Below are 11,426 nucleotides of genomic sequence, written 5' to 3'. Positions count from 1 at the left end.
GCGCAGCAGGAAGCACGAGACGAGCTCGCCGCGCTGCTTCTTGCCGGCGTTGAGGAACGTGGGAGTGGCCGGCTGGAAACGGCCCGTGATGATTTCCTCCACGAGCTGCTCCGCCAGGGCCTCGTCACCGTCAGCCAGGTACAGCGACACCATGACCACGCGGTCCTCGAAACGCTCCAGGTAACGCTGACCGTCGAATGTCTTGAGCGTGTAAGAGGTGTAGAACTTGAACGCGCCCAGGAACGTCTCGAAACGGAACTTACGGGCGTAGGCCTGCTTGGAGAGCTTCTTGATGAACTCGAAGCTGTACTTGTCCAGCACCTCCGCCTCGTAGTACTGGTGATCCACCAGATACTTGAGCTTCTCTTCCAGGTCGTGGAAGAACACGGTGTTGTTGTTGACGTGCTGCAGGAAGTACTGGCGCGCGGCCTGCTGATCAGCCTCGAACTGGATCTGGCCGTTGGCGTCGTACAAGTTCAGCAGAGCATTGAGCTCGTGGTAGCCCAAGCCGCGGTAGCGCTCGGGGCAGGTGGGGTCTTCGTGGCCCGGTTCAACGCTCAGTCCCGGGGCTGCGTGGATGCTTGCCAAAACTTGTCCAATCCTAGAGTGACTTCTTCTACGTCTTGGTCGGTGCCCATGAGTTCGAACTTGTAAAGCAGGGGCACTTGACACTTCACGGCCACTTTTTCCGCCGCTACGCAGAACAGTGATCCGAAATTAGTATTTCCCGCGCCTATGACACCCATAAGGTGCTGGCGGTTGACGGGCTGGTTGAGGAATTTCACAACCTGAGGGGGAACCGATCCGGCGCCGCCGGGCCTGCCGTAGCTGGGCACGGCCAACACGAACGGCTCAGTGAGTTGGGGGGTGGGTTCAGAAGTTTTCAACGGCAACCGTAAGGACCTGACCGGAAGCTTCTGGATGAATCGGTCGGTGTTGCGGGTGACCGAGGAGAAATACACCACCAGGGGGGATTCCTCCCCCGCGGTGACATCGAGTCGATGGCTTTCGCGTTCTTGAGCCGCGGCCAACACGGTGGCCAAAGTGCTCATGGCGTGTCACTTCGATTCTGGCTGTCGGGCTATGGTGCGGGGGAGAATTCCGACGCCGCCGCGACGGTTCGCGGGCGGGCGTCGGGTTTCTTGACGGCTGCGGGTTTGACGCCAGCGCTCTTAGGCGGAGAGCAGAACAGCCAAGGAGTTGATCTTGTCCGGGCGGTAACCGGACCAGTGATCCTGGGCGGTTTCCACGACCGGGACCTGCTGGTAACCCAGGCTCACCACGTGCTGGTAGGCGTCCGGGTCCTCGGTCACGTCGACCACGGTGTAGTCGATGCCCTTCTTGGTGAGGGCACGGTAGGTGGCGTTGCACTGGACACATGACGGCTTGGAGTACACGGTGACGGACATATCCCAATCCCCTCGGAAACTAGTGGCGGGAGTACTGCGCTTCCGCGGCGATCGTGACACATCTGGTGTGTTACCGCTGGTTGCGTCAAGTGCTCTGTATGACTGCGTCAATACTACATCTAGTGCCAGACAAGAGAAGTGCCCCCAAGATGATGTGGTGGCCTTAATCCACAGGTGTCTCTCGGTTATCCCCTCACTGTCCACAGGCCGGTGCGGAAACGGGCGCGAGAACTCGCGGAATCGGCCCGCCCTGTGGACAACTGGGGAGGCGTTGAACACACCCAAAAATTAAAAAACCGGCGTGTCGAGATCGTTCTCGACACGCCGGTTTCGGTGTCAGGTGACCCCTACAGTAGGCCGGCTTCGTGGAGCTGGGAGGAGATGGATGCGCCGTCGTTGCCCTCGATCCACAGGGTGCCTTCCGGAATCGACACCGTACGATCCTCGGTGGCGCGCGCACCGGCCGCCAACACGGCTTCGGTGGGTGACAGGTTGCGGATCACGATGGCCGCCACGGACTCGGGGTGGCGCTGGGCGAAACCGGAGTAAATCTGCGGATCGTGCTGTCCGTCGTCGCCAATCAGGATCCACCGCACGTGCGGAAAGTTCTTGGCCAGTCGCCGCAGGTTCTGTACCTTGTGCTGGGCGCCGGAGCGGAACCAGCGGTCCGTGGTGGGCCCCCAGTCGGTGAGCAGCAGCGTTCCGGCCGGGTAGGCGTTGCGGCTCAGGAACCGGCGCAACGTGGGTGCAACGTTCCACGCGCCGGTGGAGAGGTAGAGGAACGGCGCCTTGGGATGGTGGTTGCGCAGCCGCTCCATGAGCACCGCCATGCCCGGGGTGGGTGTGCGTGCATGCTCGTTGAGTACGAACGAGTTCCACGCCGCCAGCATGGGGCGCGGCAGGGCGGTGACCATCACGGTGTCGTCCACGTCGGAGACCACGCCGACACTCTGATTCTCCGAGACGATGGTGACCCTGGCCTCGGTGACCTCGGACCCATCGGTTTGCATATAGACGGTGTAGACACCCGGCTCCATGCTCACCTGCAGGTCCGCGTCGATCACGCCGCCCTTGTCGGCCATCAAATGGAACTCGTGATCCCCCAGCCACACGTTGACATGGGCGAAGGCCAGCGGAATGGAGGTGAAAGAACGCCAGCCACGGATGAACTCGGTGGAGTCGTCGGTGGCCGCGATCAATTGCCGGGTCTTGAGCAGCACACGTCCCAGCACGCGGACGTGCCGGGTGCTGCCGTAACCGTCGAACGCGAGCATGGTGGGAAGGTCACCGCGCTGCTCGGCGCGCGCCTGTCGCCACCGGTGCAGCTTCTGCTCCCACCGATAGCCGATGTTGATGGCCTCTTCCGTAACCTGATCTACGGTCTGAAAAAGGTCCCCGCTACCGGTGTGTTTCGCCATGCTTCACAGTCTCCCACAGCTGTTCCCGCGCACGACGCCGCCGCGTACCGTGCCGTGGTTCGGCCCGGCCCGCGGCGGCACCCGGGGGTTCGCGAGCGCCGTCGGCGTCGAACTCAGCCGCGTACGTAGCGCGGGAAGCGTTCGGGGCGTTCGATGGGCTGGGTCTCGGGGGCCATGTCGATGCCGAGGTCCTTGGCGAAAATCAGGCGGGTACCCGTGTAGATGCGATCGGTGCGCTCATCGAGTTCGAACACGCGGGCCCCGCGCAGGGTGTGCTGGTCCCGGGTGCCGTCGTTGAGACCGTACGTGCCGAAGCCCGTGCCCGGCCCGTACCCGAGTTCGATGCCGAAGTAGTTTCCCATGTAGGTGTTGATGTGATCGTGACCGCAGTACATGCCCAGGATGTCGCCGCGTTCCTTGGCGGCGGCGTAGATGCCGGAGTTGATCATGGCGGTGTAGACGTTCTCGTGCTTCTCCCCCACGATTTCGTGGCGTTTCACGGCGGCCGCGTGGCCTTGATCGTCGGAGGTGAACTGCTGGCCGTACCACATGTGGTGGTGCTCCCACGTGGGGATGTGGAAGTACATGAGACCCGGGATCTTCTTCCCGTAGCGGCGTTCGGTCTCCGCGGAGAGATCGTTGTACCAGCGGATCTGCTGGGGTCGGATCCAGTCGTAGCCCATGAGTCCCTCGCGATCCTGGCCGCCGGGCTTGTCTTCCGCGTAGCGGCCGGAATCCAGCAGCCACACCGCGAAGGCGGGGGCGTTACCCCGGGAGGCGCGGATCAGTAACTGGGCATTGGACGAGCCGAAGACCTTCTGGTCGTCACCGGGGTTGAGGTTGTGTTTGTACTGGCGTACGAACTCGACCAACTGGGGTTCGTACATGCTGGTGCCGTTGTCCTCGGTGGAGTCCTCGTCGTGGTTGCCGAACGTCACGGCCCACTTGATGCCCCGGGATTCCATGGGCAGCACCACGTTGTTGATGGCCTGTTTGACCTCGCGGTCGGTGCGCGGGGAGCCGTTGATCACGTCCCCGTTGATCAGGGCGAACTGGGGTTTCTCCCGATCCAAAACCTGGCTCATGAATTCAACGGTGCGCCGATCGGTGAGCGGGCCGTCCTGGGTGTCGTTGAACTGGACGATCTTGAATGTGCCGTTCTTACCGAAGGACAGCGGCATCTGACCGTGCCCCTGGCCGTGACGCTGGGCCACCGTGGCTGGTGCCGCTTGGGCGGCGGTGGGTGCGGCGCTGAGGACGCCTGCGGCGGCGAGCGCGCTGCCTCCGGTGATCAGGTTCCGGCGGCTGGGGCGAGGGGTGTTCTCGGACATGTCTGCTCCTGGTGTGAGGAAATCCTGGCTGCTGATGGCGGCTGCTGACTCACACCGTAGGGAGCGTGAGTTAAGAGGCTGTGACCTGGGGGTTTCGTGCAGGCGCACGGCTGGGGTTGGGGTGGGAACCCAGCACCGTGGTGGGATCGGGCAGTGTCTCCGGGCGGGTCATGTCCCACGCGCGCACCGCTTGGACACCGATGCCCCGGGGGCCGGTACGGCGGGTGTGGCCGTGGATCAGGAGCATGGTGGGGGCGAACAGCACGTGTCCGGACAGGGCCTGCGCCTCGTCGAAGAAGGTGCAGTCCACCGCACCCGAGCCGTCGTCCACGGAGATGAACACCACGCGTTTGCCGCTGCGCATGGGCGGGGTCATGGTGGAGACCCGCACCCCTGCCACCACTATTTCGGTGCCGCTGCGCAATCCCAGCAGATCCTCTGCCCGGGTGACCCCGTAGGAGCGCAAGAGGGCGGCATGGCCGTCCATGAGGTGGGCGGAGACCTCGATGTTCATGGTGTCCAGTTCCGCGCGCACCTTTTCCTCGGTGCTGGGTTCTGGTTGTTCCGGCGGCAGTCCGGTCAGTTCCAGGTCCCCCAGTGGGAGGCTCAGTTGACCGGGGCCGGGTTGGCCCTTGGCGGAGGCGCTGCGGGTGGTGGCCGGCTGATCGGCCCGCCGGGTCAGGTGGGTCACCAGGTCGGTGCGGGAGGCGCGAGCGCCGGAGGTGTTCAGGAGACTGTCCAGGGCCCCGGCCGAGGCCAGTCGCTGCAGGCTCCGCCGGGAGGGCCTGGCCCGGGTGCGCACATCCGTGAGGGTGGTGTAGGGCTGACCGGTCACGATCCGTTCGATTTCCGGGCTGCTGATTCCGGTGAGGCTGGTGAGGGACATGCGGATCCCCCAGGCCCCGCCGCGGGTGTAGGGGATGCCCCCGTCCAGGTCTCCGGGTTCCACGGTGCCCGGCCGGGGGCTCACGGCTTCGATGCGGTGGTGGTCCACGCTGCGGTTGATGTCCGGGCCGAGCACGGGGATCCCCATGCGCCGGGCCTCCCCCACGAGTAACCGGGCCGGGTACATGCCCGGGTCGTGTTCCCAGACCCCGGCCATGAAGGCTTCCGGGTGGTGGGTTTTCAACCACGCGGACTGGTAGGTGGGTACGGCGAAGGCCACGCCGTGGGCCTTGCAGAACCCGAAGCTGCCGAACGCGTGCAGGATGCCCCACACCTTGTCCACGGTCTGCGCGTCGTAGCCGCGGGCGAGTGCCCCGCTGCGGAAGGTGTCCTCCACGCGCTGTTCGGTTTCCGAGCCGAGTTTGCGCCGCCATTCATCCGCGGTGGCCAGTCCGCAACCGGTCATCCGGTCCATCATGCGCATGATCTGCTCGTGGTAGACGGCCACCCCGCGGGTCTCCTTGAGAATGTCCACCAGGTCTGGGTGGGGGTATTCGGGGGTGCTCCAGCCGTGGCGGGAGTTGAGGTAGGGGCGCACCATGGATGCCTGCATGGGCCCGGGGCGGAACAGGGAGATGTCCACGATCAAGTCGTTGAATTCCTCCGGGCCCATGGTGCCGATCAGTTCGCGCTGTCCCGGGGATTCGATCTGGAAGCACCCCAGGGTGTGGGTGGAGCTGATGAGTCGGAAGGTGTCCGGGTCGTCGCGGGGCATGGCGTCCAGATCCGGAGCGGGGCGCTCGGGTTCCATCCGTGCCACTTCCTGGACCGCGTAGGCCAGGGTGGATTGCATGCGCACGCCCAGGATGTCGAGCTTGATCAGGCCCATGGGGTCCATGTCGTGTTTATCGAATTGGGACATGGGCAACCCGATGCCACTGGCCTGCACCGGCGTGCGGTTCAACAGGGTTGCGTCCGAGAGGATCACCCCGCACGGGTGCATGGAGATGTGGCGGGGCAGCCGGTCCAGGCGTTCGGTCAGATCCACCAGCAGGTCCAGTTGCCGGTTGGCCTTGAGTTCATCGGCCAGGCGAGTCAGCTCGGGACGCTGGGCGATTTCTTCGCGCAGGGTGGCCCCCGGGACCCGCCACAGTTGCTCCGCAATATGGTCCACGATCTCCTGTCCCATCCCCAGTGCCAACCCGGCATCCCGCACGGCGCCCCTGGAACGGTAGGCGTTCTGCATGCTCATGAGCGTGACCCGGCTGCTGCCGAAGCGTTGGAAGATCTCGTGGTAGATCCTGTGCCGTTGCGCGCTCTCCATGTCTATGTCGATGTCCGGCAAGGTGCTACGCCGCGGTGAGAGGAAACGTTCGAACACCAGGTCGTATTCGAGCGGGTCCACCGGGGAGATCCCCAGCAGGTGCACCACCAGGGACGACACCGCCGACCCGCGGGCCGCATGCCGGACCTTCAGCTGGGTCATCAGTTCGGAGACCTCCGAGACGGTCAGGAAGTACCCGGCGAACCCCAACTGCGCGATCACGTCCAGCTCACGGTCCATCCGCGAGCGCAGCGATTCCCCGCTCAGGCCGGGGACGGTGCGGTCCCAGTTCTGGCGGGAGTGGAATCGTTCCAGGCCGGTGTAGCAGCGGGTCCTGAGTTGGGCATTGGGGTCTGCGCTGAGGCCGATGACGGAGGCCTCCGGGATCACGGGCTGTCCCACGTGCAGGTCCGTGACGGGGTCCTGGCTGCAGCGTTCGGCCAGCCGGTAGGTGTCCGCGAGCAGGTGCGCGGCCCCGGGGGCGCCCAGGTCCGCGGCCGAGGAGATCTCGTGGGCGAGCCGGGTCATCTGCGCGGTGTCCTTGAGCCAGCCCTGTCCCGTGGGTTGCAGTACCCCGGGGTCCGAACCGGCCAGTTCTTTCAGGGACATCAGTGTGCGAGCGGCGTCCAGCACGTCCGCGGTGACGGCCTGCCCGGGGTGGGCGTAGCGCACGGCGTTGGTGAGGATCACCGGCAGCCCGGCCTCACGTCCCACGGTGAGCATCCGCACGGCGTGACCGGTGCTGAGGGTACTGCCCTGCGGTGCCAGGTGGGTTGCGGTCTCCACAATGAGGCACCCCGCCGGTAGTACGCGCTTCCACGCGCGCAGGGCCGTGCGCGCGGCCCGGTACCGGCGCCGGACCAACAGTGATCCCACGTCCGAGTCCGGGCCCGTGAGCACCACCAGGCCGGGAGCTCCCCCGCCCGCGGCGCGGTGTACGTGGCGGGCGATCTGGTCGCGGGTCAGTCCGATGGGGTGGGCGCCATGGTGGTCGTGGCCCCGGTGGGCTGCGGACACCAACCGGCACAGTGCCGCGTACCCGGCCCCTCCGTTGCCACCGGTGGCCAGCACCACCACGCGCCCGATCACCCGGGGCGGCGGCGCAGTGCCGCGCCGGGGACGACCGTTCTGACCCTGCCGGCCGGTGGCGGCTCCAGCGCGTTTCCCCGACGACGCCGCTACCGGCCCCAGCAGCGCCAGGTCCACTCCCAGCACGGGAGCCACCCCGTGCTGTTGGCAGGCCAGCACGTGTTTGACCACCCCGTACAAGCCGTCCCGGTCCGTGCACGCCAGGATCTGCGCCCCGTGGGACGCCGCTACCTGGGCGAGCTCCTGGGGGCGAGCCACGCCGTAGTGCGCGCTGTAGGCGGTGGCCACGCGCAAATGAGGAAAACGCATACCTCATATTCGAAACTTTGTTCTATTAATGTCAAACCCCCTGGTCAGCCACGAGCCACCAGTGACCGGTGATCTCATGACGCACCAATTCCAGCGTGCGAGGTTCCACGGCCCCGCGTTGAGTCGCCTGGACGCGCCAGTGCTGCCGGTCCACCACGGACTGTCCGCTTTCCCGCGGAACCCTCTCTTCCAGCTCCCACCAGCGGCGACGTTCATACCAGCGCTGCGGCGGGGCCGTGATGCGGTGCAGTCTGCCGCGAAACACCAGCTCGCACGGAGCTCCCGCTTCATCGCAGTGCACCTCGCAAGGCTGGCCCCAACCCTCGTCGAGCCGCACCGCGCCGTGCGTCTTGCTCCGCGTGAGGTCCGTATGTTCTACCGCAGTCAGTACCGTCATGACTCGTCCACCCTCCCGGTGTATTCGAAACTTTATTCGACTACTGTGAGAGTGCCAAGGGTCGCTGACACGCATAAGCGGAACATCCCGAAAGGCCCCGGAAAGCCCCGACGGCCACCACGATGCCCGGCGGCCGTGCCGTACGGGACGTCGTCGTACAAGGCGTCGTTGTACCGGCAGTCACAAAACTTCATCATTTACGGCGCTCAACGTTCGTGTGGTTAGGTTCACGCCATAAGAATCACGAGTTCCGGTGCGAAGCCCTGGCTGGCCGGACGGCAACCCTCAGACGCTGTCGTGGGGTGCCCCAGGTGATGATTCGGCCCGCCGTCAGTTCCGGCGCGGGCAAGGACGGCGTCCGGCTCACCAGCACTGCTCCGTGACGCCCCGTCATGAGGAGTGTCATGGCCCCCACCACATCCCCGGTGCCCACGGTCACCGATTCATCACCCACCCGACAGGCCCGACCCGCCACGGATCACGCGCTCTCAAACGTAGGAGCGGCGGTGCGCGACAAGAAGCGCGTGCTCGCGGCGTCCTTCGTGGGCACGACCATCGAGTGGTACGACTTTTATTTGTACGGCGCCGCCGCCGCTCTGGTGTTCAGTCATTATTTCTTCCCGCAGGGTTCGGGCGTGGGGTCGATCATCGCCTCGTTCGCGACCTTTGCCATTGCGTTCTTCTTCCGTCCCCTGGGCGGCATCATTGCCGGGCACCTGGGTGACCGGATCGGCCGTAAGGCGCTGCTGGTCGCGTCCCTGTTGATCATGGGCGTGGCCACCACGGTGATTGGTCTGTTGCCGGGCTTCTCGCAAATCGGCTGGTTCGCCGTGGCCCTGTTGGTCGTCTGCCGCATTGCGCAGGGGTTGTCCGCCGGCATGGAGTGGGGCGGTTCGGCGGTGCTCTCCGTGGAACACGCACCCAAGGGCCTGCGCGGGTTGTTCGGCTCCTTCACCCAGGTCGGTTCGGCCGCCGGTATGCTGCTGGCCACCTCGTTCTTCGCCGTGCTGCAGGGCCTCACCACCGCCGAGCAGTTCCAGGCCTGGGGCTGGCGCGTACCCTTCCTGTTCTCGGCCGTGCTCGTGATCATCGGCCTGATCATCCGCGCCGGCATTACGGACGCCGAGGAATTCCAGGAGGTCAGGCGCGAAAAGACCGCGGCGGCGTCGCCGGTGCGCGAAGTGCTCACCCAGCACACCCGCGGCGTGATCGTGTGCATTGGTCAGCGCATGATCCAGCCGGCCATTTTCTCCATCCTCACCGTCTACACGCTCACCTACGTGACCCAGCAACGCGGCGCGAGCCAGTGGGTCATGATTTCCATCCTGATCGCCGCCGCCGTGGGTCTGGTGGGCGGCCCGTTCTGGGGTTGGCTCTCGGACCGCGTGGGACGACGCCGCATGTCCGTGATCGCCGCCGCGGCCATTGGCGTGTTCGTGTGGCCGTACTTCTACTTCCTGGACCACGGGCCTCTCGTTCTCCTTCCGTTGGTGTACCTGATCGGCATGGCCGTGCTGCACGACAGCATTTACGGCCCCCAGGCCGCACTGTTCGCCGAGCAGTTCCCCACGCACCTGCGCTACTCCGGGGTGTCCCTGGGCTACCAAGTGGGCACCATCCTCTCCGGGGGCCTCACGCCCATGATTGCCGCGTGGCTCGTGGCCACCGGCGGCTCCCCCTGGTTGCTGTGCGGCTACCTGAGCCTGCTGGCCGTGATCTCCGTGGTCACCGGCCGCCTGGCCAAGGACACCGTGGTGGACGCACCGGAGACCGCCCAGTACTGACCCGGCACCACCCCGCACACGCCCCCGCACCACCCCGAAAGGACTCCTCGTGCCCCGCCCCTTGCTGCTCAACGCCTTCGAAATGCCCGTGCCCGTCCACCAGTCCCCCGGACTGTGGCGCCACCCCGAGGACCGGTCGCGCAATTACGCGCAGCTGTCCCACTGGGAACGGCAAGCGCAGATCATCGAGAACGCGGGTTTCCACGGCCTGTTCCTGGCCGACGTCCTGGGACTCTACGACGTCTACGGGGGTTCGGCAGACGCCGCCCTGCGCGGTGGCGTGCAGGTGCCCCAGTTGGATCCGCTGATCCTGGCCCCGCTGCTCGCCAAGGCCACCACCACCCTCACTATCGGTGTGACCGCCTCCGTGACCTACGCGGCTCCCTACGATCTGGCCCGCCGTTTCTCCACCCTGGATGCGCTGACCGACGGGCGCATCGCCTGGAACGTGGTGACCTCCTATCAGGAGTCGGCGGCGCGTAACCTGGGTCTGGGTCAGCAGCTGCCCCACGACCAGCGCTACGACCGCGCCGACGAATACATGGACGTGGTCTACTCACTGTGGGAGGCCTCCTACACGGACGATGCCTATGTCGCGGACGCGGCCAGCGGCGTCGTCGTGGACCCCGACAAGGTCCGGGGCGCGGGCCATTCCGGGGAGTACTTCGACGTTCAGGCGCCCGCCCTGGTTGCGCCCACCCCGCAGCGCACCCCGTTCCTGTTCCAGGCCGGCGCCTCCCCGCGCGGGCTGAAGTTCGCGGCCGAGCACGCGGAGGCCGTGTTCTTCTCCGGGCCCACCCCGGAGCAGGTCGCCACGTGGACCGCCGGTCTGCGCGAGGCCGCCGCCGGGTACGGGCGCGATCCCCGTTCGGTCAAGGTCTTCACCAACGCCGCGGTGGTCGTGGCCGAGACGTCCGAGGCCGCCCGCGAGCGCCTCGCGTCCTATCAGCAGTACGTGGACGTCGACGCCGCCCTCGCTCTGTTCGCCGGCTGGACCGGTGTGGACCTGTCCGAGGCGGATCCGGACGCCCCGCTCGAGCACGTGGAGACGGACGCGAACCGTTCGGCGCTGGCCTCGTTCACCAAACTGGATTCCGAGGGCGCGTGGACCCCGCGCCGGGTGGCGGAGTTCGTGGCCATTGGCGGGCGCGGTCCCGTGTTCGTGGGTTCCCCCGAGGAGGTCGCCGATGAGCTGCAACGCTGGGTCGAGGTCGCGGACGTGGACGGCTTCAACATCAACGCGTGCGTGCGCCCGGCAGACTTCGAACGTTTCGGCCGGTTCGTCACGCCCGTGCTGCGCGAACGCGGTCTCCTTCCCGCCGCCGACGCCGCCGCGTCCGCCGCCACCCGCACGGCCCGCGAGGTCTTCGGCGGGGCCGGGCCGCGGCTGCGCGAGGACCATCCGGGGGCAACGTTCCGGAGCTGACTGACTTCTTGTCCGGGAAATCCCAAGAACTCGACGGGCTCTTGGGATTTTCCC

Annotated in this window: 9 protein-coding genes and 1 riboswitch; of the genes, 2 read left to right on the top strand and 7 right to left on the bottom strand. The window is 66.3% G+C overall.

Annotated features, from left to right (window positions below; all coding sequences use genetic code 11):
- From Q4E95_RS08260 to Q4E95_RS08230, 7 genes are all read right to left on the bottom strand, one after another.
- A partial coding sequence (locus Q4E95_RS08260; RefSeq protein ID WP_303382848.1) for a ribonucleotide reductase N-terminal alpha domain-containing protein occupies positions 1–561 on the bottom strand: 561 nt, incomplete at its 3' end.
- Positions 558–1,052, bottom strand: coding sequence for a class Ib ribonucleoside-diphosphate reductase assembly flavoprotein NrdI (gene nrdI, locus Q4E95_RS08255; RefSeq protein WP_303382847.1), 495 nt, complete (start codon positions 1,050–1,052; stop codon positions 558–560). The genes nrdI and Q4E95_RS08260, both read right to left, overlap by 4 nt.
- Before the next feature lie 120 nt (positions 1,053–1,172).
- Positions 1,173–1,409 (bottom strand): glutaredoxin-like protein NrdH, encoded by a 237-nt coding sequence (gene nrdH / locus Q4E95_RS08250; RefSeq protein ID WP_303382846.1) that lies wholly within the window; start codon positions 1,407–1,409, stop codon positions 1,173–1,175.
- Between the two features lie 347 nt (positions 1,410–1,756).
- On the bottom strand, positions 1,757–2,827 hold the full coding sequence (locus Q4E95_RS08245) for an App1 family protein (RefSeq protein WP_303382845.1): 1,071 nt from the start codon (positions 2,825–2,827) through the stop codon (positions 1,757–1,759).
- Between the two features lie 113 nt (positions 2,828–2,940).
- Positions 2,941–4,158: a metallophosphoesterase family protein gene (locus Q4E95_RS08240; protein ID WP_303382844.1), complete on the bottom strand. Its 1,218-nt coding sequence runs from the start codon at positions 4,156–4,158 to the stop codon at positions 2,941–2,943.
- Positions 4,159–4,228: 70 nt separating this feature from the next.
- The gene (locus Q4E95_RS08235) at positions 4,229–7,765 is read right to left on the bottom strand and encodes a DNA polymerase III subunit alpha (protein ID WP_303382843.1); all 3,537 of its coding nucleotides are present in this window, start codon (positions 7,763–7,765) and stop codon (positions 4,229–4,231) included.
- A 31-nt stretch (positions 7,766–7,796) separates the two neighbouring features.
- Positions 7,797–8,162, bottom strand: coding sequence for a DUF6504 family protein (locus Q4E95_RS08230; RefSeq protein ID WP_303382842.1), 366 nt, complete (start codon positions 8,160–8,162; stop codon positions 7,797–7,799).
- A gap of 239 nt (positions 8,163–8,401) precedes the next feature.
- Positions 8,402–8,520, top strand: a riboswitch (SAM riboswitch).
- Positions 8,521–8,566: 46 nt separating this feature from the next.
- Here Q4E95_RS08230 and Q4E95_RS08225 point away from each other — a divergent pair.
- Positions 8,567–9,946, top strand: coding sequence for an MFS transporter (locus Q4E95_RS08225; RefSeq protein WP_303382841.1), 1,380 nt, complete (start codon positions 8,567–8,569; stop codon positions 9,944–9,946).
- A 49-nt stretch (positions 9,947–9,995) separates the two neighbouring features.
- A complete protein-coding gene (locus Q4E95_RS08220) occupies positions 9,996–11,372 on the top strand; it encodes an LLM class flavin-dependent oxidoreductase (RefSeq protein WP_303382840.1) in 1,377 nt (458 codons plus the stop codon).
- Positions 11,373–11,426: the final 54 nt, after the last annotated feature.

It is taken from the genome of Kocuria sp., assembly GCF_030536815.1.
Lineage (GTDB): Bacteria > Actinomycetota > Actinomycetes > Actinomycetales > Micrococcaceae > Kocuria > Kocuria gwangalliensis.
The sequence above is the reverse complement of the archived record's forward strand: the minus strand, read 5'-3'. Positions and strand labels throughout refer to the sequence as shown.

Coding starts and splice junctions, on each gene's coding strand:
- nrdI (WP_303382847.1), bottom strand. CDS start 1,052: ATGAGCACTTTGGCCACCGTGTTGGCCGCGGCTCAAGAACGCGAAAGC.
- nrdH (WP_303382846.1), bottom strand. CDS start 1,409: ATGTCCGTCACCGTGTACTCCAAGCCGTCATGTGTCCAGTGCAACGCC.
- Q4E95_RS08245 (WP_303382845.1), bottom strand. CDS start 2,827: ATGGCGAAACACACCGGTAGCGGGGACCTTTTTCAGACCGTAGATCAG.
- Q4E95_RS08240 (WP_303382844.1), bottom strand. CDS start 4,158: ATGTCCGAGAACACCCCTCGCCCCAGCCGCCGGAACCTGATCACCGGA.
- Q4E95_RS08235 (WP_303382843.1), bottom strand. CDS start 7,765: ATGCGTTTTCCTCATTTGCGCGTGGCCACCGCCTACAGCGCGCACTAC.
- Q4E95_RS08230 (WP_303382842.1), bottom strand. CDS start 8,162: ATGACGGTACTGACTGCGGTAGAACATACGGACCTCACGCGGAGCAAG.
- Q4E95_RS08225 (WP_303382841.1), top strand. CDS start 8,567: ATGGCCCCCACCACATCCCCGGTGCCCACGGTCACCGATTCATCACCC.